20 protein-coding genes and 1 tRNA gene are annotated in these 23435 nt (G+C 64.6%); 13 read left to right on the top strand and 8 right to left on the bottom strand.

Going from position 1 to position 23435, the window contains the following annotated elements; all coding sequences use genetic code 11:
* Positions 1-133: 133 nt before the first annotated feature.
* On the bottom strand, positions 134-1858 hold the full coding sequence (locus tag RIE31_09110; protein MEQ8640748.1) for a stimulus-sensing domain-containing protein: 1725 nt from the start codon (positions 1856-1858) through the stop codon (positions 134-136).
* Between the two features lie 47 nt (positions 1859-1905).
* Positions 1906-2610: a response regulator transcription factor gene (locus tag RIE31_09105; GenBank protein ID MEQ8640747.1), complete on the bottom strand. Its 705-nt coding sequence runs from the start codon at positions 2608-2610 to the stop codon at positions 1906-1908.
* 361 nt (positions 2611-2971) lie between these two features.
* On the opposite strand from RIE31_09105, the gene RIE31_09100 reads away from it, so the two are divergent.
* The 6 genes from RIE31_09100 (at position 2972) to RIE31_09075 (ending at position 9575) form a co-directional block, all read left to right on the top strand.
* Positions 2972-3616 (top strand): SCO family protein, encoded by a 645-nt coding sequence (locus tag RIE31_09100; GenBank protein ID MEQ8640746.1) that lies wholly within the window; start codon positions 2972-2974, stop codon positions 3614-3616.
* Between the two features lie 244 nt (positions 3617-3860).
* The gene (locus RIE31_09095; protein MEQ8640745.1) at positions 3861-4973 is read left to right on the top strand and encodes an S-(hydroxymethyl)glutathione dehydrogenase/class III alcohol dehydrogenase; all 1113 of its coding nucleotides are present in this window, start codon (positions 3861-3863) and stop codon (positions 4971-4973) included.
* A gap of 36 nt (positions 4974-5009) precedes the next feature.
* Positions 5010-5867 (top strand): S-formylglutathione hydrolase, encoded by an 858-nt coding sequence (gene fghA / locus RIE31_09090; GenBank protein ID MEQ8640744.1) that lies wholly within the window; start codon positions 5010-5012, stop codon positions 5865-5867.
* Positions 5868-6338: 471 nt separating this feature from the next.
* The gene (locus RIE31_09085; protein ID MEQ8640743.1) at positions 6339-8291 is read left to right on the top strand and encodes a ribonucleoside-diphosphate reductase subunit alpha; all 1953 of its coding nucleotides are present in this window, start codon (positions 6339-6341) and stop codon (positions 8289-8291) included.
* Positions 8273-8545 carry a hypothetical protein gene (locus RIE31_09080; protein MEQ8640742.1) on the top strand — a complete coding sequence of 91 codons (273 nt, stop codon included), beginning with the start codon at positions 8273-8275 and terminating at the stop codon, positions 8543-8545. Before RIE31_09085 ends, RIE31_09080 begins: the two co-directional genes overlap by 19 nt.
* 70 nt (positions 8546-8615) lie before the next feature.
* A complete protein-coding gene (locus RIE31_09075) occupies positions 8616-9575 on the top strand; it encodes a ribonucleotide-diphosphate reductase subunit beta (GenBank protein ID MEQ8640741.1) in 960 nt (319 codons plus the stop codon).
* Positions 9576-9616: 41 nt separating this feature from the next.
* On the opposite strand, the gene RIE31_09070 is transcribed toward RIE31_09075, so the two are convergent.
* Positions 9617-10042 carry a hypothetical protein gene (locus RIE31_09070; GenBank protein MEQ8640740.1) on the bottom strand — a complete coding sequence of 142 codons (426 nt, stop codon included), beginning with the start codon at positions 10040-10042 and terminating at the stop codon, positions 9617-9619.
* Positions 10043-10234: 192 nt separating this feature from the next.
* A complete protein-coding gene (gene polA / locus RIE31_09065; GenBank protein ID MEQ8640739.1) occupies positions 10235-13069 on the bottom strand; it encodes a DNA polymerase I in 2835 nt (944 codons plus the stop codon).
* 235 nt (positions 13070-13304) lie between these two features.
* Here polA and RIE31_09060 point away from each other — a divergent pair, with 235 nt between their 5' ends.
* The gene (locus RIE31_09060) at positions 13305-13913 is read left to right on the top strand and encodes a glutathione S-transferase family protein (GenBank protein ID MEQ8640738.1); all 609 of its coding nucleotides are present in this window, start codon (positions 13305-13307) and stop codon (positions 13911-13913) included.
* A gap of 13 nt (positions 13914-13926) precedes the next feature.
* On the opposite strand, the gene RIE31_09055 is transcribed toward RIE31_09060, so the two are convergent.
* Positions 13927-14106: a zinc-finger domain-containing protein gene (locus tag RIE31_09055; protein ID MEQ8640737.1), complete on the bottom strand. Its 180-nt coding sequence runs from the start codon at positions 14104-14106 to the stop codon at positions 13927-13929.
* A 168-nt stretch (positions 14107-14274) separates the two neighbouring features.
* Here RIE31_09055 and RIE31_09050 point away from each other — a divergent pair, with 168 nt between their 5' ends.
* The 3 genes from RIE31_09050 to RIE31_09040 are packed head-to-tail and all read left to right on the top strand — an operon-like array spanning position 14275 to position 16648.
* On the top strand, positions 14275-14610 hold the full coding sequence (locus tag RIE31_09050) for an alpha/beta hydrolase (protein ID MEQ8640736.1): 336 nt from the start codon (positions 14275-14277) through the stop codon (positions 14608-14610).
* Positions 14528-15301, top strand: a complete 774-nt coding sequence (locus tag RIE31_09045) for an alpha/beta hydrolase (GenBank protein MEQ8640735.1) — start codon at positions 14528-14530, stop codon at positions 15299-15301. Before RIE31_09050 ends, RIE31_09045 begins: the two co-directional genes overlap by 83 nt.
* Before the next feature lie 3 nt (positions 15302-15304).
* Positions 15305-16648, top strand: coding sequence for a glycosyltransferase family 4 protein (locus RIE31_09040; GenBank protein ID MEQ8640734.1), 1344 nt, complete (start codon positions 15305-15307; stop codon positions 16646-16648).
* On the opposite strand, the gene RIE31_09035 is transcribed toward RIE31_09040, so the two are convergent.
* On the bottom strand, positions 16645-18078 hold the full coding sequence (locus tag RIE31_09035) for a selenocysteine synthase (GenBank protein ID MEQ8640733.1): 1434 nt from the start codon (positions 18076-18078) through the stop codon (positions 16645-16647). The genes RIE31_09040 and RIE31_09035 overlap by 4 nt on opposite strands.
* A 268-nt stretch (positions 18079-18346) precedes the next feature.
* Between RIE31_09035 and RIE31_09030 the strand changes: the two genes are divergently transcribed.
* From RIE31_09030 to RIE31_09020, 3 genes are all read left to right on the top strand, one after another.
* Positions 18347-18423, top strand: a tRNA-Arg gene (locus RIE31_09030).
* Positions 18424-18700: 277 nt separating this feature from the next.
* Positions 18701-18997 (top strand): nitrate/nitrite transporter NrtS, encoded by a 297-nt coding sequence (gene nrtS / locus RIE31_09025; protein ID MEQ8640732.1) that lies wholly within the window; start codon positions 18701-18703, stop codon positions 18995-18997.
* Positions 18994-20277: an adenylate/guanylate cyclase domain-containing protein gene (locus RIE31_09020; GenBank protein MEQ8640731.1), complete on the top strand. Its 1284-nt coding sequence runs from the start codon at positions 18994-18996 to the stop codon at positions 20275-20277. The genes nrtS and RIE31_09020 overlap by 4 nt, the downstream gene beginning before the upstream one ends.
* Positions 20278-20378: 101 nt before the next feature.
* On the opposite strand, the gene RIE31_09015 is transcribed toward RIE31_09020, so the two are convergent.
* Positions 20379-22112 carry an adenylate/guanylate cyclase domain-containing protein gene (locus RIE31_09015; GenBank protein MEQ8640730.1) on the bottom strand — a complete coding sequence of 578 codons (1734 nt, stop codon included), beginning with the start codon at positions 22110-22112 and terminating at the stop codon, positions 20379-20381.
* A 423-nt stretch (positions 22113-22535) separates the two neighbouring features.
* The gene (locus RIE31_09010) at positions 22536-23399 is read right to left on the bottom strand and encodes a hypothetical protein (protein MEQ8640729.1); all 864 of its coding nucleotides are present in this window, start codon (positions 23397-23399) and stop codon (positions 22536-22538) included.
* Positions 23400-23435 lie beyond the last annotated feature (36 nt).

Genomic DNA, 23435 nt, shown 5'->3' with positions numbered 1-23435 from the left:
TGTTCACGGCCATCCATTGCCAGGCCGTCCTCGTCGCCGCTCATCCGGTCACAACCCTTCTGCCCGCCCGCGGGCCGGCTGTCGCCCGCCCGCCGGGGCCCGCACGATCATGCCACAGGTTGGCCACCCCGGGTCAGTCAGGGATCGGCAAGTCAAGAACGAAGCAGGCGCCGGTCACCGCCCCGTCATCGCCGTCCCGCCGGTTGCGGACCGTCAGGCTGCCGTCATGGTTTTCGGCGATCTGCCGCGAGATGGACAGGCCCAGACCGGAATGGCGACCGAATGCCTCGCCCGCCGGACGGTCGCTGTAGAAACGGCCAAAGACCGCCTCTTCCTTGCCTGGCGGTATGCCCGGTCCCTGGTCCATGACTTCCAGGCGCACGAAATCGCGCTGGCGCGACAGACGCAGCAGGATGATCCCGCGCGGCGGGCTGAACGACTCCGCATTGGCCAGCAGATTACGCAGCACCTGGCCAAGCCGCGATTCCGCCCCTTGTACGGTGAAGGTGTCATTCGCCGCCTCTTCCGGCCCGGGCTCCAGCCGCACCACCGGCCGGTCTGCCGCCTGCCGCCGGTCCGGATCGCCGAGCGCGCCGCTGTTGAAACTGTCGGCAAAGGCCTCGGCCAGACGGTACATGTCCACCGGCTCGCCCTCCGCCCGCGCCATTTCCGCATCCACCCGGCTGGCCTCCGAAATATCGGTGATCAGCCGGTCAAGCCGGCGCACATCATCTTCAATGATGGCCATCAGCTTTTCCTGCTGCTGATGGTCGTGCAGCCGGGCCGCGGTCTCCACCGCACTGCGCAGACTCGACAGCGGGTTCTTGATCTCGTGCGCCACGTCGGCGGCGAAGGCCTCAATAGCGGTCATGCGCTGGGCCAGCGCCTCGGTCATGTCGCGCAGCGCGCTGGACAGTTCGCCGATTTCATCACGTCGCCTGGAGAAATCGGGGATGGCGGTGATCTGCCCCTGGCCCCGCCTTACCCGGTCGGCCGCCGCCGCCAGCCGGCGGATGGGCCGGCTGATCGCCCGCGCCAGATAGAGCGACAGGACGATGCTGACCGCCATGGCCAGGGCGAAGAGGGCCAGCACGTTGCGACGGACGTCGCGCAGGCTCAGAACAATCTCGGAATCGTCGGTGGTCAGCAGCAGGCTGCCGGCCACCTGGCGGTAGCGCTGCACGGGCACCGCATAGGACAGAATCAGGCCGCCGTCCTCACTGGCCCGGACGGCGCTGGCCGCCGTGCCGCGCAGCGCCCGACTGGCCTCGGCATAATCGTCCGCGTGACTGACCGGCTGTTCGCGATAGACCGGCAGGGGTTCATAGCCGGGCGTCCAGTCCAGCAGCAGTCGTTCCACCAGGGCGACGGCGCGACCGGCCAGGCTGGGTCTGGCCGGTGGCGGAAGACTCTCCGTCAGAATACTGGCCGATGGTCCGGTCAGGGTGCGGCTGTCCACCAGCAGGGTGCCGTCACTGATAAACAGTCGCGCCCGCACATCGCCGGCCGGCGCAATCAAGCGGCGCAGCATGGCGCTGGCCGCCTGCGGCTCCAGTGATTCATCAATCGCCACGCTGTTCTGCGCGGCCACCTCGCCCAGCGCGCCGGCGAAGATCTCGCCCTGCACGCGAAGGGCCTCCAGCCGCGCCTCGATCAGCGCCACCCGGTACTGGTCGAGAAAAAGCAGGCCGCCCACGGGGATCGCCAGGGCAAGAAGATTGATCGCCAGGATGCGGGCCGTCAGAAGCGAGGGACCGCGCCGACGGCGCGGCCGGCGCGGCGCGTGCCAGCCGGCGGCGCGACGGGTGGCCGACCGGCCGTCGTCCGCTTCGCTGTGTATGTCAGCCCGCCGACCCACAGCGCCTCCTTTCAGCCCGGCGGCCGGCCCTGCTGCGGTCGCGGACCTCAGGCGTCGCGGTAGCGATAGCCCAGACCGTAGAGGGTTTCGATCTCACCGAAGTCCGGGTCCGCATCCTTGAACTTCTTGCGCATGCGCTTGATGTGACTGTCGATAGTGCGATCATCCACATAAACATTATCGCCATAGGCCGCGTCCATAAGCTGGTCACGGTTCTTGACGTGACCGGGTCGCTGCGCCAGCGCCTGCAACAGAAGAAATTCCGTCACCGTCAGATCAATGCGCACATTCTTCCAGCGGCATTCGTGACGCGCCGGGTCAAGCAGAAGATCACCCCGCATGATTGCCGACGCGCTGGGCAGCTCCCGCGCCCGACCATCCGCCGCCGGCGCGTGACGGCGCAGCACGGCGCGGATGCGCTCGATCAGCAGACGCTGGGAAAACGGCTTCTTGATATAATCGTCCGCCCCCATGCGCAGGCCCATGGCCTCGTCCACCTCGTCGTCCTTGCTGGTGAGGAAGATCACCGGCAGGGCGGACATCTTGCGCAGGCGGCCCAGCAGTTCCATCCCGTCCATCTTTGGCATCTTGATGTCGAGCACCGCCAGATCGGCCGGCTTGTCGGTCAGACCACGCAGCGCCTCGGCGCCGTCGGGATAGGTGGTCACGGCGAACCCTTCCGCCTCCAGCGCCATGGTGACGGAGGCCAGAATGTTGCGGTCATCGTCGATCAGGGCAATGCGCTGGGTCATGGGGCGGGTCTCGCAGCGGTGGAACGATTGGTCTTGGAACTGCGGCCATGCAACTCATGGCCGTGGATGAGACAGGCGTTAAGACAGGCGTCGGGCCCTTATTGTGTCTTGGCAGGCAATTATGGCCTTATTTCGTCTCCCTGCGGACGGTTTTCCGCTGTCTGCCGGCCCCGGCCGGTTTGCCGCGCCACCGGCCTCTTCCAGCCGTGATGACCGCGACCGCCGGCCGGGCTGGCCAGCCGGCCATCGAAGACTAGTCTGTTGGTCGCTGCGCGTCGCCACTCAGCCGACCCCAACCCATCGCCGCCAACCCGACCCGCTCACAGCAAATCCATTGACCAAACCAGTCTGAAGGCCCGCCATGCGTCGTCCCGTTCTGCTCGCCGGTCTCGCCGTGCTTCTCGCCGGCGGCATCATCGCCCTGCTGTGGGGCGTCTATGCGCCGTCCCGGCCGGATTCAGCCGGATCCCACATGGCCGGCCTCAGCCCGGCGGCGCGCCAGGCGGTCATCCTGCCGGGTCAGGATCTGGGCGGCCCGTTCCACCTGGTGGACCATCTGGGCCGGCCGGTCAGCGACGCGGACTTCCGCGGTCGCTTCCTGCTGGTCAATTTCGGCTACACCTTCTGCCCCGATGTCTGCCCCACCACCCTCGTCGACATTGCCGGCGCCCTGCGTCTCCTGGGTCCGGCGGCTGATGATCTGGCGCCGCTCTTCATCACCGTGGATCCGGCCCGCGACACGCCCGCCCACCTGGCCACCTATGTGGCGCTGTTCCATCCCGACCTGATTGGCCTGACCGGCGATGCGGCGGCCATTGCCGAGGCGGCGCGCGGCTATCGTGTGTTCTATGCCCGCCATGACGATGACGAGGCCAGCGACTATCTGATGGACCACTCGGCCTTCACCTATCTGGTTGGACCGGACGGCCGGGTGCGGCTGGTCCTGCGTTTTGGCACGCCGCCCGAGGTCATGGCCGAGATCGTGCGTTGGGCGTTGGCCGCCTGACGGCCCCTGCCACCCTTTTCAATCCGCCCCCCTTTCAATCCGTTCACGTTCCCCCGGCACCCGCCCCCATACCTGTGGACCCGTCGTTCACCCGGTCTCCGCCCTGCCGGCCGGCCGGCCATCCCGTCCGACCGGCCGGGGTGATTCCGCCGGCGGGCCATGATCTAATGCCGGCCGTGCCGTGACCGGCCACCGCTCACAGGCTGCCCTGTGACGTCGTGATGCAGAGATAAAGAGGGAAACCATGGATACCCGCGCCGCCATTGCCTGGGAAGCCGGCAAGCCGCTGACCATCGAAACCGTGCAGCTGGATGGCCCCAAGGCCGGTGAGGTTCTGGTGGAGATCAAAGCCACCGGCATCTGCCACACCGACGCCTTCACCCTCTCCGGCGGCGATCCCGAAGGCCTGTTCCCCGCCATCCTCGGCCATGAAGGGGCCGGCGTCGTGCTCGATGTGGGGCCCGGCGTCACCAACCTGAAGAAGGGCGATCATGTGATTCCGCTCTACACGCCGGAATGTCGCCAGTGCGAATACTGCCTCAGCGGCAAGTCCAACCTGTGCGTGGCCATCCGCGCCACCCAGGGCAAGGGCGTCATGCCCGACGGCACCAGTCGCTTCTCCAAGGACGGCAAGATGCTGCACCACTATATGGGCTGCTCCACCTTCGCCAATCACACGGTGCTGCCGGAAATCGCGCTGGCCAGGATTCGTCCCGACGCGCCCTTCGACGTGGTCTGCTACATCGGCTGCGGCGTCACCACCGGCATCGGCGCGGTGATCCGCACGGCGAAGGTGGAGCCCGGCGCGTCCGTCATCGTCTTCGGTCTTGGCGGCATCGGCCTCAATGTCATTCAGGGGGCGAAGCTGGCCGGCGCCGACATGATCGTTGGCGTTGACATCAATAACGCCAGAATCCCCATGGCCGAGGCCTTCGGCATGACCCACTTCGTCAACCCCAAAGAGATCAAGGGCGAGATCGTGCCTCACCTGGTGGAGCTGACCAAAGGCGGCGGCGACTATACCTTTGAGTGCATCGGCAATGTGGCGACCATGCGCCAGGCGCTGGAATCGGCCCATCGCGGCTGGGGCGTCTCCACCGTCATCGGCGTCGCCGGGGCGGGGCAGGAAATCGCCACCCGGCCGTTCCAGCTGGTCACCGGCCGGGTCTGGCAGGGCACCGCCTTCGGCGGCATGAAGGGCCGCACGGACGTGCCGAAAATCGTCGACTGGTACATGGACGGCAAGATCCGCATTGACGAACTGATCACCCACAAGATGCCGCTGGAGGACATCAACAAGGCCTTCGATCTGATGCATGCGGGGAAGTCCATCCGCAGCGTCGTCACCTTTGACTAAGGTGTCGGTCGCGGTGTCCACCCCCGTTGCCTTGCCATGACCGCGTTGCCACAGCCTGAACGCATCAGCCAGACCCTGTGCTTCGGCGGCCGGGTGGAGACCTGGCAGCACCACTCGGCCGAAACAAAGACGCCCATGCGTTTCGCGGTGTTCGTGCCGCCGCAGGCGGAACACGCGCCCGTGCCGGTTCTTTACTGGCTGTCGGGCCTGACCTGCACGGAGGACAATTTCACCCAGAAGGCCGGCGCCCAGCGCATGGCCGCCGAGCTGGGGCTGATGCTGGTGGCACCGGACACCAGCCCGCGCGGTCTCGACCTGCCGGGCGAGCACGACTCCTTCGACTTCGGTAGCGGCGCCGGCTTCTATGTGGACGCCACCAGGGCACCCTGGGCGAGCCATTACCGCATGCAGTCCTATGTGGCCGGCGAGCTTCCCGCTCTGATCGAGACGCACTTCCCGGCCGATCATCAGCGCCGCGCCATCGCCGGCCATTCCATGGGCGGCCACGGCGCACTGGTGACGGCGCTGCGCCATCCCGGCCGCTATCGGAGCGTCTCCGCCTTCGCCCCCATCGCCAATCCCGTGGCCTGCCCATGGGGCGAGAAGGCGTTCAACGGCTATCTGGGCGAGGACCGCGAAGCCTGGCGGGCGTGGGACGCCACCGAGCTGGTGCGTCAGGCGCCGCAGCCCGATGTGGAGATCCTGATTGATCAGGGCGGCGACGACCCCTTCCTGGACGAGCAATTGCGGCCGACGCGTTTTGCCGAGGCGGCGCGCCAGGCAGGCCAGCCCTGCACCCTGCGCATGCAGGACGGCTATGATCATTCCTATTTCTTCATTGCCACCTTCATCGCCGATCATCTGGCGTTTCACGCCCGCCATCTGGCCGCCTGACCGCCGCCTGCCGCCGGCATCAGGGGCCGGACGATAGGCGGCACCAGCCAGCCCGCCGCGCCCGTAATTCGTCAGTCCGATTTGCCGCCCATGGCCTGCAAGGATTCGGGCAAAGATTCCTGTCGACTCTTCACGTTTGTCGAGTCACATTGATGTTCTCTATTTGTTCAGGTGTCGACCTTATCAACATTTGGTAAGGTTCGTGTTCGCGCTCGCCACATCTTGTGGTTATGCCCTGAATCAGAAGGGCTTGGCGCGGATCATGGGGAAAAACGCTCAAGACCGGCTCCGGCTGTGGATAAGTGAGCGACCGCCTTTTCCAGAGGCGGATAAAGGGGACGCGACATGGACGGCAGCCCGATTGCACTGCGGGAAAACCCGCGCACCGACGCCCTGGCGGAACCGCCACACCCCGCGTCGGACCGGGTCCGCCCAGCGGACAGGTCTGTGGACAATTCACCAATCGCCGGGATGAACGGGCCGGCGGGCGACCATGGCGAGAATGAATGGCTGGTGGACGAAAGCGCCGGCGACGATCTGTCCACAAGCCTGGACCGGACGACGGCCAGCGAGTTCCAGAACGAGCGCGGCATCCGCGTCCACCTGGACCGTCGCCGCGACGCCTTGCTGACCGCGTTTGGCAAGGCCACCCTGAATGATCGCTACCTGCTGCCGGGCGAGGGTTATCAGGATCTGTTCGCCCGGGTCGCCGCCCACTATGCGGACGATTCACCGCACGCCCAGCGCCTCTACGACTATATCTCGCGCCTGTGGGTCATGCCGGCGACGCCGGTGCTGTCCAATGGCGGCACCGGCACTGCCGGCAAGATGGGGCGCGGCCTGCCCATCTCCTGCTTCCTCAACGAGGCGTCGGACTCGCTCGAAGGCATTGTCGGGCTGTGGAATGAAAATGTCTGGCTCGCCGCCCGCGGCGGCGGCATCGGCAGCTATTGGGGCAATCTGCGCTCCATCGGCGAGACCGTCGGCCGCAATGGCAAGACCTCCGGCGTCGTCCCCTTCATCCGGGTGATGGATTCCCTGACGCTGGCCATCAGCCAGGGCTCGCTGCGCCGTGGCTCGGCCGCCGTCTATCTGCCGGTGGACCATCCCGAGATCGAGGAGTTCGTCGAGATGCGTCGCCCCACCGGCGGCGACCCCAATCGCAAGGCGCTCAACCTGCATCAGGGTGTCGCCGTCAGCGACGCCTTCATGCGGGCGGTAGAGGCGGATGAGCCGTGGGCCCTGCGCAGTCCCAAGGACGGTGCCGTCATGCGCACCATCTCCGCCCGCTCCCTGTGGATCCGCCTGCTGTCGGCGCGGGTCGAGACGGGTGAGCCTTATCTCCTGTTCATTGACCATGTGAATCGGGCCATTCCCGAACACCACAAGCTGGCTGGCCTCAACGTCAAATCGTCCAACCTGTGCAGCGAGATCACCCTGCCCACCGGCCTCGACAAGGATGGCCGGCAGCGCACCGCCGTGTGTTGCCTCTCCTCCCTCAACCTGCAGACCTGGGATGAATGGCAGGGCGACGGGCGCTTTATCGAGGACATCATGCGCTTCCTCGATAATGTGCTGCAGGATTTCATCGATACAGCACCTGATTCCTTCGATCGGGCGAAATACTCGGCCATGCGCGAGCGCAGCGTCGGCCTCGGCGTTATGGGCCTGCACTCCTTCCTGCAGGACCGCGGTGTGCCCATCGAATCGGTCATGGCCAAGGTGTGGAACCGTAAAATCTTCGCCCACATCCGTGGCCAGGCCGATGCCGCATCCGTCGCTCTGGCGGCGGAACGCGGCGCCTGCCCCGACGCCGCCGACTATGGCATCCAGGAGCGCTTCTCCAACAAGCTGGCTATCGCGCCCACCGCCTCCATCTCGATCATCGCCGGCGGCGCGTCGCCGGGGATTGAGCCTATTGCCGCCAATGTTTTCGCGCACAAGACGCTGTCCGGCTCCTTCACCGTGCGCAACCAGGCGCTGGCCCGGCTGCTGGCGGAAAAAGATCGCGACAGTGAAGAGGTATGGGCCGGTATCACCCGCAACAAAGGCTCGGTCCAGCACCTCGACTTCCTCAGCCAGGATGAAAAGGACGTGTTCAAGACCGCCTTTGAAATCGACCAGCGCTGGTTGATCGATCTGGCGGCGGATCGCGCGCCCTTTATCTGTCAGGCCCAGTCGCTCAACATTTTCCTCCCCGCCGATGTGCACAAGCGCGACCTCCACCAGATTCACCTGCGGGCCTGGAAGAAGGGCGTGAAGAGCCTCTACTACTGCCGCTCCATGTCCATCCAGCGGGCCTCGGTGGATGACCGCACGGCCGGCTCCGGCGAAACGCCGGCGGCCGATCCTGCATCCCTGGCCGCGGGCCCGGCCGTCGCCGCGCCGGTCGGGATTGACGACGAATGCCTCTCCTGCCAGTAGCGGAAACCCGGGGCCGGCCGGCCACGTCGGCGCCGGCCGCCGCCGCCCCGACGCCTGCCGGTGGGGCCGACCCGGTGGACCGGGCATGGCAGACCGCGCCGGTCATTCCGGGGCGTGACCCGCACTTCTATCGCCTGTCATGGGACCCCAGCCGGTCACCGATAGAGCGCCACCTTTTCGGCGCCATCGGGGCCGGCGCCTGGACGATTGTCGCCGGCCGGGCCGTCGCCTGGCCAGGCCGCCGTACCCGCTAAGACCCCCGCGTTCACGCGCCCGCGACAGAACGGGCCGGCGTGCACAAGATCACAACAGGAGGGCGCAGCCATGTCGTTGCTGCAGTCGGATATCGCCTACAAGCCGTTTCAGTATCCCTGGTGCTATGACGCCTGGCTCACCCAGCAGCGCATCCACTGGCTGCCGGAGGAAGTGCCGCTGGCCGACGATGTGAAGGACTGGCACCAGAACCTGACACCGGCGGAACGCAATCTCCTGACGCAGATTTTCCGCTTCTTCACGCAGGCCGATGTGGAAGTGAACAACTGCTACATGAAGCACTATTCGCAGGTGTTCAAGCCAACCGAGGTGCAGATGATGCTGGCCGCCTTCTCCAATATGGAGACGGTGCACATTGCCGCCTATTCGCATCTGCTCGACACCATCGGCATGCCGGAGAGCGAGTATTCCACCTTCCTCGAATACAAGCAGATGAAGGACAAGTACGACTATATGCAGCAGTTCGGCTGTGACACGAAGAACGGCATCGCCACCACCCTGGCGGTCTTCGGCGGCTTCACCGAAGGGCTGCAACTCTTCGCCAGCTTCGCCATGCTCATGAACTTTCCGCGCTTCAACAAGATGAAGGGCATGGGCCAGATCGTCTCCTGGTCAATCCGCGATGAGTCGCTGCACACCCATTCCATCATCCGTCTCTACCGCACCTTCCTCGATGAGAACCCCGAGGTGTGGACCCCGGCGCTGCAGGCCGACCTGGTGGCGGCGTGCCGCACCATCGTCAGCCATGAGGATGCCTTCATTGACCTGGCCTTTGAAATGGGCGGGATCGAGGGCATGACCGCGGCGGATGTCAAAACCTATATCCGCTATATCGCCGACCACCGCCTGCGTCAGCTTCGCCTGGAGCCGATCTACGGCATCACCACCCACCCTCTGCCGTGGATGGACGAGATGCTCAATGCGGTGGAACACACCAATTTCTTTGAGAACCGGGCGACGGAGTATTCCAAGGCCTCGACCAGCGGGTCGTGGGAAGAGGCGTTTGCCTGAGCCGCACCCGTCGGCTGACGGGGGGCCGGCGGGGCCAGTGCCTAGAACCCGACCAGCAGCGACCCGAAGCGCGACACGGCGAAGGCGATCAGCAATCCACCCATCAGCAGCCCCACCGTCAGGCCGGTGAGGGCTGTGGCGCCGCTGCGCGCCGCCCGCCGCCCCCGCCGCTGACGTCCACCCAGGGCCGGCGCACCGATCAACCGTACCGGGTCAACGTCGCGATAGTGTGACTGGCGGCGTCCGGCGCGCCGGGTCTCCGGTTGACGGCGGAACAGCACACGCTGGCGGAACAGTTCCGATGTGGGGTCGAAGCGTTCCTCGCTGACCTGCACGCCCTGAACGCCGGCCTCGTGAATCATCTTGCGGGCGAGGCCCATGGCCTCGTCACGGTCGGCGATGGAGTCCGTCACGCGCCATTCGCCAGCGGACCACACGGCAACTTCATAGAACGGTTGATACTGCATGATCCTGTCTCCAGGCGGCATGGTTGCCGGTTGATATCGGCCCGAATTAAGCCCGACCTCGCCACAAACCCCAAGCAGTTTCGTTTTCAATTTTCCCGCAATTTCAATAACTTGATCGAAAAATGCCGATCAGATTTGTATAAAATTGCAGCCGTCCCAGACTCCTGCGGAAAATCCGCCGGCCACCGCAACTTAGTGCGCCGAATCCCAGGTATCGCCCACGCCGGCGTCGGCCACCAGCGGTACGGAGAGTGTGAGCCACGGATCCGTCGCCGCCTCCATGACCTTGCGCGCCACGCCGATCAGGCTCTCCACCTCCGGCTCCGGCGCTTCAAACAACAGCTCGTCATGGACCTGCAGCAACATGCGGGCCGTCAATCCGGCGTCATCCAGCGCGGCCGGCATGCGGTTCATGGCGCGCTTGATAATGTCGGCGGCCGAACCCTGAATCGGCGCGTTGATCGCCTGGCGTTCAGCGAAACTGCGGTGGGCCGGGTTCTTGTCCCTGATGCCGGCGATGTGGCATTTGCGCCCGAACAGGGTTTCCACAAAACCCTGCTCGCGACAGGCTGTCTTGGTCCGCTCCATATAGTCCTGGATGCCGGGAAAGCGTTCGAAATAGGTGGCGATATAGGCCCGCGCCTCGGCCTGCGGGATGGCCAGTTGGCGGGCCAGGCCAAACGGGCTGATGCCATAGATGATACCGAAGTTGATGGCCTTGGCGCGCCGCCGGGTGGCGGCGTCCATAGTGGCCAGCGGCACGCCGAACACCTCCGCCGCGGTCATGGCGTGAATGTCCAGGCCATCGTGAAACGCCTGGCGCAGGGCATCAATGCCGGCCATCTCCGCCACCAGCCGCAACTCAATCTGTGAGTAGTCCAGGCTCACCAGCTTGTTGCCCGCTTCCGCCACGAAGGCCGAGCGGATGCGTCGCCCTTCTTCCGTCCGCACCGGAATATTCTGCAGATTGGGATCGGTCGAGGACAGGCGGCCGGTGCTGGTGGCGGCCAGCGCGTAGGACGTATGGACGCGACCGGTGCGCGGATTGATCTGCTCCACCAGCGAATCCGCATAGGTGCTTTTCAGCTTCGACAGTTGACGCCAGTCCATGACGCGGGCCGCGATCTCATGGCCCTGGGCCGCCAGATCCTCCAGGATTTCCGCGCCCGTGGCGTGGTCGCCGCCGCGTGTCTTGCGAACCGCCGGCAGACCCATCTCGTCAAACAGTACCGTGCCCAACTGGCGCGGCGAGCCGATCTTGAACCCATGGCCGGCCAGGCGGAACACCTCCACCTCCAGCGCCGCGATACGTTCTGCGAACTCATTGCTGATGCGCACGAGCTGTGGCCGGTCGAGACGAATGCCCACCTGCTCCATGGCGGCGACCGTGGCGATCAGCGGCCGGTCGATATGTTCATAGACCCGGGCCATGCGCTCTGACACCAGCCGCGGCTTCAGCAGCGTATGCAGCCGCTGGGTGACGTCGGCGTCTTCCGCCGCATAGGCCAGCGCCTTGTCCAGCGGCACATGGTCGAAGGTCACCTTGTTGCGGCCGCTGCCCGCCACATCGGCGAACTTTATGGTCTCGTGCCCCAGCATCAGGGTGGCCAGCGCGTCCAGCCCATGACCGTGCAGCCCGTTATCCAGCACGTAGCTCAGGGTCATGGTGTCGTCATAGGGCGCTACCGCAATGCCGTGGCGACCGAGTACCACCATGTCGTATTTCAGATTATGCCCGACCTTGAGCACGGCCGGGTCTTCCAGCAGCGGTTTGAGCAGGGCGATGGCCCGGGCCAGGGGAATCTGCTCGGGCGCTTCGCCGCGGCCGGCCGCCCGCTCCGCCAGATCGGCCCCGTCCGGCGCCACATGGCCAAGCGGGATATAGGCCGCCTGGCCCGGCGCCAGCGCCAGGGACACGCCGACCAGCTCCGCCGCCACCGCATCCAGCGACGTGGTTTCCGTATCCAGCCCCAGCACGCCCCGCTCCGTCGCCTCGGCGATCCATGCCTGCAGCACGGCTTCATCCTGAATCAGGGTGTAGCCATCGGTCTGCAGCGGCTTCTGCGCCGCGTCGCTGCCCTCCGTCGCCTGGCTGTCGGCAACACCCATGCGGCTGGCGGCGCGCTGGGCCAGGGTGCGAAAGGCCTGTTCGCGCAGGAATTCCAGCAGAACCTCCGGCTCTGGTGCGGCACACCGCAGCGTCTCAAGCGCTTGCGGCAGCTCCACGTCATCGCGCAACAGGACCAGTTGCCGGCTGATGCGGGCCAGCGCCGCATGCTCCATCAGGTTCTGCCGACGCTTGGGCTGCTTGATCTCTTCGGCTCGCGACAGCAGCGATTCCAGATCGCCATAGGTCCGGATCAGATCGGCCGCCGTCTTGATGCCGATGCCCGGCACCCCCGGCACATTGTCGGAAGAGTCGCCGGCCAGCGCCTGCACCTCGACCACCTTGTCCGGTCCCACGCCAAAGCGTTCGCGCACCTCCGCTTCGCCGATCAGCCGGTTGCGCACCGGGTCCAGCATGGCCACGCTCGGCCCCACAAGCTGCATCAGATCCTTGTCAGACGAGACGATCAGCACATCGTGGTCGGCTTCCAGCGCCCGCCTGGCATAACTGGCGATCAGGTCATCGGCCTCGAATCCGGCAAGTTCAATGGCCGGCACGTTCATGGCCCGAACCGCGTCACGGATGAGCGGGAATTGCGGCGCCAGATCTTCCGGCGGCGGTGGCCGGTTGGCCTTGTAGTCGGCATAGATGTCGGCCCGGAAGGTCTTGCGCGAGGTATCGAAGATGACCGCCAGATGATCGCAGAGATTGTCTTCGATCAGCTTCAGAAGCATGGCGGTGAAGCCATAGACCGCGTTGACCGGTGTGCCGTCGGGTCGGGTCATGGGCGGCAGGGCGTGATAGGCGCGAAAAATATAGCCCGAACCGTCAACCAGACAGACCCGCGGCCGACCGCTCAGCGGCGGCGTGGCGCTGACCTCTGCCGGCGCACTCGCTCCGGCCCCGCCCGCGACGGCCATTTGAGCCGCGGCCGCCTTGGCCTTCGCGCCGGCCTTTGCCCGGGGCCCCGCCTTCGCCCGGGACCCCGTCCTGGCTCCGCTTTTCGAGGCGGCGGATGCTGCGTCGCTATCGCTCATGGGCTCAGTCTAGCCTGCCCTACCCGGTTCCGCGACCCGCCCGTATCGCCCGCCCTGGCCCGGCGCTAGAGTGCGCGCGGCGGTGCTTTCGCCGCTTTCCGTTCTTTCGGGGACACCCATGATCGAGCTCTTTACAGCCAAGACCACAAACGGCCAGCGGGCGGCTATCGCCCTTCTGGAATCAGGCCTGCCGCACAAGATTCACGTCGTCGATTTCAAGAAAAAGTCCAAGGCCTTTCTCAAGGCCAATCCGCAGGGCCGCGTTCCGGCGCTGGCCGATACCGCGGCCGACGGCAAGGCCATAACCGTCACCCAGTCCTGGGCCATCATGAACTATGTGGCGGACAAGTCAGGCCGCTTCATGCCGACGACGCCGCGCGAGCGCGCCTGTTGTCAGGAATGGCTCGCCCTCTTCGCCACCGATCTGGCGCCGGCCTTCAACATGGCTTACCGCATCGGCACCATTGCCCAGGACGGCGACGGCAAGGCGAAGAAAATGTTCCAGGACCGCGCGCTCGGCTATTTCAAGCAGATGGACGGCGCGCTCGCCCGGTCAAAGTATCTGGCCGGCGATGACATTACGCTGGCCGACATGGCGGTCTACCCGTCCGTCGTTCATGGCCTCAGCGATTTTCCCGGCGTCGCCAAACTGAAGAACCTGCAACGCTGGGCCAAGACCATGGGCGCCCGCCCCGCCGTCAAGAAAGCCATGGCGATCGGCGCCTAGGGGCCGTCCGACCCTAGTGGCTGCCTGACGGGGCCTTGCCGCCGGACAATACGAACCGGCGGTCGCAATAGGGGCAATCCACCGACGTCGCCTCCCCCATGTTCAGCCAGACGCGGGGGTGGCCGTCGGGACCGTCGCCATCGCAGGCCACCACGCGGCTGTCGGTGGTGACGGTCTCCGGCGGTTCTGGCACAGTCTGGCCTGTGCCACCGCCAACCGCCTTCGTTTCTCCGGCCATTGCCATCCCGCCATCGCTGAAATATCGCGGACCTGCCGCCCGCCCCTCTGCGGCCCTGCCGCCCACCCGATGATAGCCGAGAGTCACCGGCGATCAACGCTGTCCGGCCGCCGGGCGGCCTTCGTGATCGTGTCCCTGTTGCTGACCGCCTGTGCGCCGCTGGTCCAGGCGCCCGGTCCCGCCGCCCGGCCGGCCGCCATCGCCGGTCAGGGCGCAACCCTCCACCTGGCCATGGCCGACGGGGCCGTACTGCCTCTCAGCCATTGGGGGCCGGATCAACCGCGGGCGATCATCCTCGCCCTGCACGGACTCAATGACTATGCCCGGGCCTTTGACCGGCCGGCCCGTCTGTGGGCGGCGGCAGGCATCGCCACCTATGCCTATGACCAGCGTGGCTTCGGCGCCAGCGGCCGGGCCGGTGCGCCGGCCGCCGGCCGCCGGCCTGTGGCCCGGCGCTGACGGCCTGGCCAGCGATCTGGCCAGCGCCGTCCGCCTGATTGCCGCCCGCCACCCGGGTGTGCCGCTTTATGGGCTGGGCGAAAGCATGGGCGCTGCCGTCCTTGTGTACGCCCATGCGGGCGGTGGCCTGCCGCCCACTGCCGGCGCCATCCTGGTGGCGCCCGCCGTGTGGGGCTATGGCGATCTGCCGGTAGTGGCCCGCGCCGTGTTGTGGAGCTTTGCCCATACGGTGCCATGGGCCGGCGGCAGCGGCGCCGGCTTCGGTCGTCTGCCGTCGGACAATCTGGCCATGCTGCGGGCGCTGGCCGACGACCCCCTGGTCCGGCGCTTTACCCGCTGGGATGTGGCCTGGGGCCTGACCCGTCTGATGGATCAGGCAAAGGGCCAGGCCGCCGCCCTGCCTGGCCGCAGCCTCATTCTCTACGGCGCCAGAGACCGGATCATACCGCCCGACGCCGTGCAGCGGTTCCTTGCCGGCCTGCCGGCCACCGGCCCTGACAACCACACATCGCATGCACCGCGCTTTGCCTTTTATGACACGGGCTGGCATATGCTGTTGCGCGATCTGGCCGGCGACAGGGTCAGCCATGACATCGCCGCCTGGATTACGTCGTCGGCCCCATCCCTTCCGTCAGGCGCCGACCAGGACGCGGTCCATCGTCTAAGCCACAACGTGCAGGGAAGTCCGTAGCCGATGCTCGTGGTCTCCAACGGCTTTGCCAAGTTCCCCATGAGCGTCGCCGCGGCAGAGGCGGAACGGCGTGGCACCCTGGCCGCCCTGATTACCGGCGCCTGGCCGACGCCGCGCCTTGTGAGTCTGCTGCGCGCCACCGGCCTCGACCGCCGGCCGCGGCTGCAACGGCTGCTGGCGCGCGGCGAGCTTATCGCCGCCGAACGCGTCCACCCCCTGGCCCTGGCGGAGCTGGTGGCCGATCTGCGCCGTCTTGCCGATCTCCGTCCCCTGACCGGGTTGCGTCTGGCGCGGCGCTACTACCACGCCATGGACCGGGCCAGCTTCGCCCTCTATGCCCGGCGGGCCGCCCGCATACTCGAACGTCTGCAACCGGCGCCGACGCTCTATCATGTGCGCGCCGGCTTCGGCGGACCGTCCATCGACGTGGCCCGGCGGCGCGGCGCCGTCATCCTGGTAGACCACTCCATCGCCCATCCCGACCTGCTGCGACCGCTGGTCGAAGGCGGCGGGCGGATGCCGCCGCCGGGTCAGCCAGTGCCGGCGGAGACCCGATCCCCCTGGCCCCAGGTCATGGCCGATCTGGAGGCGGCCGATCATATAGTCGCCAATTCGGATTTCGTCCGGGACACCTTCGTCAATCGCGGCTGGCCTGCGGCGGACATCAGCGTCGTCTGGCAGGGCATTGACGATCAGGTGCTGGCAGCAATCGCCCATACACCCGCCCGGATGCCCGACAACTCCCTGCCTGAGGCGGGTCCGCTGCGTCTGCTCTTCGCCGGCGCCGTCTCCGCCCGCAAGGGCGTACCCGATCTCGCCGCCGCCCTGCTCGATACGGCGGACGGGCGCGCGCTCGACTGGCATTTGTCCCTGGCCGGCGATGTAGAGGCCGACATGCGGTCGGTGGTCGAACGGCTTGTGGCATCCGGCCGCGTAAGGGTTCTCGGCCGCCAGTCGCGGCATGACCTCATCCGCCACATGAAGGCGGCCGAGGTGTTCGTCTTCCCCAGCCTGGCCGAAGGCTCCGCCCGCGTTGTCTCGGAGGCCCTGGCCGCCGGTCTCTATGCGGTGGTGACGCCCAATGCGGGCTCGCTGGTGCACGACGGCGCCCATGGCGCGGTGGTAGCGCCGGGCGATCCGCCGGCGCTTGGCCGCGCTCTGAACGTGGCGGCGGCGGACCGGGCCCGTCTGCGCGCCATCGGCCGGCACAATGCGGCGATGATGGCACGGGACTATACGCAACAGGCCTATGGCGCGGCGCTGGACGCGCTGTACCGTCGACTCGATCCACGCTTTCCGCCGGACCGGACTGTGGCGATGGCGGGACCGGCTATCGCCGCCACCTAGAGGTTGGCGCCGCCCAGCAGCGCCGCCACCCGCTCGCCGACCAATCGGCCTTCGCCGGGCCGCAGGCACAGCGGGCCAAAGCGCAGCACGCCCTCGTGCGCCACCTCGCCATTGGCCCGGATCGACGGCCGGCCTTCCTGCAGGCGCACATACAGCGCGTCGGCGCTAAGACGCGCGCCCGCGCCGAGCCGCAGTTCCACCATGGGTACGCCGCCCTTGTCATAGCCGTGCACTGCAACGCCCGTCGCCGCTCCCGCCGGTGCGCCAGACGCCGCCGCCAGGGCCGCCATCAGCGCGTCTGTCTCCTGATGCCATCGGGCGCGCCGCGCCGCCATGTGGTCGCCGCCGTCGGTGCCCGTAAACAGGTCCAGCGCCGTCAGCAAGCCGGCGATCTGTTCCTTGCCCACCTTGGCGGAGCGGCCGATGCCGTGCTGCGGCAGTCCTACGATCTCGCCCTTACGCACCGGGCCGGGTGCCGGCTGCCACAGGTCAAAACGTTCGTCCTGATCCAGCATTTGCAGACTGGCCGAGGCGATCAGGTCGCGCCGTCCGGCAAGAATGCCGCTGGCCTGTGGACCGCCAATCGCTTTGCCGCCGGAAAACGCCACCAGATCGGCGCCCGCATGGGTGAAGGCGCGCAGGTTCTCCGCCGGCGGCAACTGGCCTGCCGCATCCACCAGCACCGGCACGTTGCGCGCCCGGCCCACCGCCACCACCTCGTCCAACCGCGGCAGGGCGCCCGGCCGTGCCACATACAGGATCGCCGCCGTGCCGGGACCGATGGCCCGGTCATACTCCCAGGCTTCCGCGTCACGCATACCGGCCCCGGCGAAGCGGTCAGGCAGACCGATCTCCACCAGCCGCGCCCCGGTGGCCCGCACCGCATGGTCGTAGAAGTTGCGCTGACCCTTGGCCACCAGCACCTGGCGGGCCAGACCACGGGTGTCAGGCAGCCGGTTCATGGCCGCCGGATCCAGCCGGGCGATGCACGCGGCGGTCCCCAGCAACAGGGCGGCCGACGCGCCGGCGGTGACAAGACCGGCCTCGGCGCCGGTGGCGCGGGCGATCACGGCGCTCGCCGCCGCCTGCAGGTCGGCCATGTCCACCGAAAGCGCTGCCGCTTCGGCCATGGCCGCCACCACCTGCGGCGCCATGATGGCGCCCGACAGGCGGGTCTTGGGGCCGGCGGCGTTGATGATGGGGGCGACGCCCCAGGCATCGAAGACGGTGGCGGACGGATTGTCGGTCATGGCGAGCTCCGGCGTGGCGCGGCGGCGACTTCGCCATTCAACAAAGCCGGCGCGGCAGCGGCAACCGCCGCCGCCAACCGCCCTGCGGGCGGTCACCCCCGCCAGCCGCCCATCCGACGGCTTCGGCCGCGCCAGCATGAACTGTCGGACCGCCCCGCGCTCGCGCGCACCATGGGTCATTTGACCATACCGTCCGCCACACCTGGCGTTCACGGGCCCGCCAAAACGATGGGGTGCAGCCACGGCGAAGCTCGGACCGGTCGCCGTCGCGGTCGTGGCGCGCGTCCCGCTGGCGGCGGTCGCACCGTGCGCCGGGCGCCAATATGCTGAGCGGAGCGCCGGGGTCGCTGCCGGACCGCCGTGGCGAGCGCCGGCAAAATCAGCGCCTCGCGGGGCCTTGCCGGGCTTTGCGCCACGGGGCGCTTTCGGCTACGGTCACGCCGCCGGCGCACCCGTAGCTCAGCTGGATAGAGCGCTGCCCTCCGAAGGCAGAGGTCAGAGGTTCGAATCCTCTCGGGTGCGCCAGTGATTTCAACAACTTATGATTATTCTGGCTCACTCAATTTTCCTAGGGTAAGCACTAGGTAAGCACACCGCCCGTCTTTTTTAGACGCAATGTTCCATTGGCTTGCTATTGGTAGCGCCAATGCAAACCGTTGCGCAGCGAAGGGATGAAGACCGCAGGGCGGCTTTGACGAAAAAATCGTCACGGTGACGATCATATCCAACCACCATCTTACGTCACTTTGCGAATCAATGCTGGTGATACGACAACACCAATTCTGACAGCAGAGACAGGGCCATGAATCGCGAGACTAGTTTTGCTGCCGTGCACAGACCGCCCACTACAGCCCTGATGTTTGCGGACGGCACACCGCGAAAAGCACTGCTCACAGCGGTGATTGTTGGCACACTCCTCACAGCAATCAATCACGGTGACTATTTCCTTGCCGGCGAAATGCCTGCTGTCTGGAAAATTGTTCTGACCTACTGCGTACCCTACTTTGTGACAACCTGGGGGGCAGTGACCGGCAAACTGGCCCAATTAAAGAGGCAGGCGAGACTTGCAGCATCGAACGCTGGGGTATCTTCCACATGAAAATTCAAGAATTTTTCACGCAATCAAGCATTCTGGATCTAAGCTTTTTCAATTTTCAGAATGCAGTTACTGCCTGCTACTTTGCTGATAACGAGTTGCGTATAAAACGCATAAACGAAAACTTCCGAAGTTTCTTTCCCGTTTTGGGAAATGTCACTGATGCATATATGCCTGATGTACTCACGCAACTTGGAGTCCCGCAAGCGCAGATCAGTGAGTATGTGGAGGAAATGGAAAAATCGGGAAGGGTCATGATCCCTGCCATCGAGGTCAAGGTAGACGGTGAGGCTAAAGTATTCTCTCTGCTTTCAACGCGAACGCACGATGACCATTTTGACTATCTAAATGGTGTTCAGGGGCAGTTTGTTGATCGCACAGATGAGTGGCACCTGCGAATGGAGCGGGAGGCACTTCTTGAACAGAAGCTGCAAGATCGCGATCTCATCGCGGAAAAAAGCAAACAACTAGAGAGCTTGGCGACACGGCTCGCGAAGTACTTGTCTCCCCAGATTTACAAGAGCATCTTTTCAGATAGTGCTGATTTGAAACGTACCAACAGCAGGAAAAACCTGACTGTATTTCTTTCAGATATCGTTAGCTTCTCTGATTTGACGGATTCTCTGGAACCAGAGCAACTCGCAAAAGTTGTCAATTCGTACCTTTCTGAAATGGCGTCTATTGCTATCGAGTGTGGCGGTACAATCGACAAGTTTATCGGCGATGCGATCCTTGTATTTTTTGGAGACCCAGATACTGAGGGCGAGACAGAAGACGCCTTACGGTGCGTCGAAATGGCGATCCGCATGCGAACGCGTGTCCAGGAACTAAAGAAATACTGGCAGAAACAAGGCGCTCCTCACGGACTGCGAGTTAGGATGGGAGTGGCAACCGGTTTTTGCACCGTCGGAAATTTCGGTTCGGAACAAAGGCTCGACTACACGATACTGGGCAGGCCGGTAAATCTTGCTGCCCGCCTGGAGTCACTAGCCGAGCCGGACAGCATTCTGATTGATGATGGCACTTACCGGCTAGTCGGCGAACAAGTCGCATGTGAGCCCGCTGAACAAGTTATGCCAAAGGGATTCTCACGCCCTGTGCAGTCGTATCGGGTCAGTGATTTCATATCGTCGTCGCACCGCGGGCAGAGAAGAATCCTATCTCACATTGGTGAGCGTGTAGAGGTCAACGTGACAGATAGTTCGGATATACGTGCGGCGGTCGAAGAACTCCGGCGCATCCAAGTAGAATTCGAAAAACAGGTCCATGGCACAGAGCGGTGATGTTGAATATCGCTATGGTAAACCAGAACGCGGTCATTATTGCGGTCTTGTAGTTAGCGTTGCCGGTGACAGTGGGGTATCAAAGTCGCCGATCAGCAGGCTCAATAGCCGGCCTTGGATAGCCCATCGCGAAGATGCTGACAATCGGACTGTTTGGCGTAGTGCAACGTCGAACAAAATGCTTCGATTTCAAAGCTTGGATCAAGCGCCCTGATCTTCTGAAGATGGGCGCCGGCTGCAGTACTGTCACCGAGCCAGCCATAGCCAGCGGCCACGAAGACATGCTGCAACACGGCCATCGGTGAGAGGTGGGTAAAGGACTCAATAGACCCTGCATAGTCTTTGGCCCCAAATTTGGCGATGCCCAGATGACTCCAGAATCGTGGCGGGTGGTGGGGATTTAACTGCATGGCCTTTTGAATCCAAGTAATCCCTTCCTCCGAATTGCCGAGCCACGTTTGCAATTCTCCCATCTGAACGACAACAAGGTCATAGTTTGGATTGAGCGAGAGAGCTCGTTCTTGATGGTAGCGCGCTTTGTCTAGATCGTTCATGACGATGCTGCCGGCGGCGAATATGCGATGCACATCGGCGTCATTATCGTCCAAGGCAAGAGCTTTTTCGAGTTCCGTGCGGACTTCGGCGAATGTTGCGTCGCGGTCCTCGCACCATCCGTATCCCCAGGCCTGGCCCAGGATACATCCACGCCATGCACGGGCGTGGGCATACTCCGGGTCCATTGCGACCGCCCGATCAGCCAGCTTGAGCGCCTCAGTGTTGTCTGCACGAGTACTGCGATGATGCAGGACCTTGGCCGCCAGGAGGCACTCATATGCCGCCAAGCTTGATGGTGTCTTTCGACTAAGTTGATCGTGCTGGGCAGCCTCGACTCGCCCCGGCAGGGTCGCGACTATCGCTGTGGTAATTTCATCCTGGACGGAGAAAATATCATCAAGTTCGCGGTCATATCGCTCCGCCCACACATGAGCATCGCTAGCGGCATCAATAAGCTGAACGGTGATGCGTAGTCTGTTGCCCGCCTTTCTGACGCTTCCCTCAACCAGATACTGGGCGCCAAGCTTTTGCGCGATCTCGCGGACATTGACCGCTTGCCCCTTGTAAACAAACGTCGAGTTCCGGGAAATGACGAACAATTCATGACGGCGACTTAGTTCGGTCAGAATATCCTCGGTAAGGCCGTCAACAAAAAATTCTTGCTCCGGGTCGCCGCTCATATTGGAAAAAGGCAACACTGCAATTGATGGCTTTACAACAGACTGGGATTTAGAATCGTTGCCCGCACCGGCTTCGATTTTTAGTGAATCTATAGCCACACTGAATACATGTACCGGTCGCGAAATATTCTTAAGAGTCTTGTCTCCAAGATCTTCAAAAACAGCTCCCGTTCTGCCGGCCACTTGTTGGTGGACCGCAGCAGTAACGGAAATGCCGCCGGCCTCAGCCAAGCTTTCTATTCTCGCTGCGATATTTACCCCGTCACCGAAAATATCGCCGTCCTCGAAAATAATATCCCCAAGATTGATCCCAATTCTAAACTCAATGCGTCGTTCCTTTGGAACATCTGCATTGCGCCTACGCATTCGCTCTTGAATTTCGATAGCGGATTTCAAAGCATCGACAACACTCTGAAACTCGACCAGCATGCAATCGCCAGTCGTCTTGATGATATTGCCCTTGTTCTTGGCAATTGCAGGATCAATGAGTTCGATGCGGTGCGCACGTAGCCGCGCAAGCGTACCGGCTTCATCGGCTTCCATCATCCGGCTGTAGCCGGCCATGTCGGCCGCGAGAACAGCAGCAAGTCGTCGTTCCATTTATCAGAGACCTCGCAAGGTCGCCCTCGTCCGCTGGGCAATTTTGCAATATTTTGATTCGTGCGCCTGCCTAGTATGGCGCTCCTTCGGAGGCCAAGCCATAGCTCATTGAGACATGCAACCTAAATGGCACCAGCCAGAATCCACTACCAGAATTTCTGAGTGCAAATGCTCCAAATTTCTGCTTTGGCCAAAATCCAAACGGTTAATGCCAAAGTCAATTGGACAGCCACCTTAGCCTCCGAAGGCAGAGGTCAGTGGTTCGAATCCTCTCGGGCGCGCCAGACGGGCACTCCGCACGGCCATCCGGCCTCGCCCCATCCAGGAACTGGCCAGATCGCCCGCCCCGCGTGGCCTGCACCGCATCCGCGCTCGTCGTGACGCGCGGCGCGTCCGCCCTTTACCCCGCTCTGCCCCGCCGCCCTACTCCGCCGCCCGGGCCGGCGCCTGACGCTTCGGCCACGGCGCGTCGCTTGGAAACGAGTGCAGGTGGTCGATGAACCTCTGGTTGAACACCTGGTCCGGCTCCTGGTCATAGCTGAACAGCGCGATGATGCGCGGCTTGCGGGTGCGGCCCACCGGCCGCACCCGGTGCAGCGACAGGTGGCCGTTGAAGAAGACGAAGGTGCCGGGCTCCACCGGCGGACGCTGGGCGTGGGTCGTGGGGTCGGCGAACACCTTGGCCACCTGGTCGAACCGCTCGTCCTCTTCCGTGCGCAGATAGGGCGCGTATTCGAACTCTCCGCCCTCGTCCGCCTTCTGCAGCAGCAGCGACACCACCCCGTCATTGGGGTCGTAGTGCCAGGCGTCCGTATCGCCCTCCCCTTCCACCTTCATGGTCAGGGCCAGATGCGGGCACTGGCTCTGGTACAGGGTCCTTGCGCCGAACACCTGGCGGACGAACTCGGTCAGCGCCGGCCACAGATAAAGCCTGCGGATCAGGCTGTCGTTGGGGATGCGGTAGTTCATCACCTGGCGATAGGCCGCGTGGTGGCGGGCGCGACGCGGATGACCCGCCGGCAGGCCGGACACGTCCTGGCCATAACTCATGAAGGTGCGCTCCTCCGACCGGTGAAGCCCATAGGCGGTCAACGGATTGGCTTCACCGGCCAGCATCTCCAGGGCAGCGGGCCGGATAAAGCCGGGCAGGCGGCACAACGCGCGCGCCTTCAGGTCGGCCCGGCACGCCGCCACCAGGGCCTGGCCCTCAACACTGTCCAGCCGGTCTATGGGATAGCGCTCGATATCGATCAGGTCGCGCGCTTGCATCTGTGCGGGCTCGTCCATTCCCTGTTCCCTGCTGTCTGGTCCCTGCCATCACCC

This window comes from Alphaproteobacteria bacterium (assembly GCA_040218575.1).
Taxonomy (GTDB): domain Bacteria; phylum Pseudomonadota; class Alphaproteobacteria; order JAVJRE01; family JAVJRE01; genus JAVJRE01.
Note: the sequence above shows the minus strand (reverse complement) of the source record. Positions and strands in the feature narration are given on the sequence as shown.

Excerpts from the sequence above, each read along its gene's own strand:
- RIE31_09035 (MEQ8640733.1), bottom strand. The coding sequence starts at position 18,078 with ATGACCCATGGTGCGCGCGAGCGCGGGGCGGTCCGACAGTTCATGCTG.
- RIE31_09040 (MEQ8640734.1), top strand. The coding sequence starts at position 15,305 with ATGCTCGTGGTCTCCAACGGCTTTGCCAAGTTCCCCATGAGCGTCGCC.
- RIE31_09100 (MEQ8640746.1), top strand. The coding sequence starts at position 2,972 with ATGCGTCGTCCCGTTCTGCTCGCCGGTCTCGCCGTGCTTCTCGCCGGC.
- fghA (MEQ8640744.1), top strand. The coding sequence starts at position 5,010 with ATGACCGCGTTGCCACAGCCTGAACGCATCAGCCAGACCCTGTGCTTC.
- RIE31_09070 (MEQ8640740.1), bottom strand. The coding sequence starts at position 10,042 with ATGCAGTATCAACCGTTCTATGAAGTTGCCGTGTGGTCCGCTGGCGAA.
- RIE31_09015 (MEQ8640730.1), bottom strand. The coding sequence starts at position 22,112 with ATGGAACGACGACTTGCTGCTGTTCTCGCGGCCGACATGGCCGGCTAC.
- RIE31_09085 (MEQ8640743.1), top strand. The coding sequence starts at position 6,339 with ATGAACGGGCCGGCGGGCGACCATGGCGAGAATGAATGGCTGGTGGAC.
- polA (MEQ8640739.1), bottom strand. The coding sequence starts at position 13,069 with ATGGCCGTCGCGGGCGGGGCCGGAGCGAGTGCGCCGGCAGAGGTCAGC.
- RIE31_09045 (MEQ8640735.1), top strand. The coding sequence starts at position 14,528 with ATGCCTATGACCAGCGTGGCTTCGGCGCCAGCGGCCGGGCCGGTGCGC.
- RIE31_09060 (MEQ8640738.1), top strand. The coding sequence starts at position 13,305 with ATGATCGAGCTCTTTACAGCCAAGACCACAAACGGCCAGCGGGCGGCT.
- RIE31_09095 (MEQ8640745.1), top strand. The coding sequence starts at position 3,861 with ATGGATACCCGCGCCGCCATTGCCTGGGAAGCCGGCAAGCCGCTGACC.
- RIE31_09010 (MEQ8640729.1), bottom strand. The coding sequence starts at position 23,399 with ATGGACGAGCCCGCACAGATGCAAGCGCGCGACCTGATCGATATCGAG.
- RIE31_09075 (MEQ8640741.1), top strand. The coding sequence starts at position 8,616 with ATGTCGTTGCTGCAGTCGGATATCGCCTACAAGCCGTTTCAGTATCCC.
- RIE31_09020 (MEQ8640731.1), top strand. The coding sequence starts at position 18,994 with ATGAAAATTCAAGAATTTTTCACGCAATCAAGCATTCTGGATCTAAGC.
- RIE31_09105 (MEQ8640747.1), bottom strand. The coding sequence starts at position 2,610 with ATGACCCAGCGCATTGCCCTGATCGACGATGACCGCAACATTCTGGCC.
- nrtS (MEQ8640732.1), top strand. The coding sequence starts at position 18,701 with ATGAATCGCGAGACTAGTTTTGCTGCCGTGCACAGACCGCCCACTACA.
- RIE31_09080 (MEQ8640742.1), top strand. The coding sequence starts at position 8,273 with ATGCCTCTCCTGCCAGTAGCGGAAACCCGGGGCCGGCCGGCCACGTCG.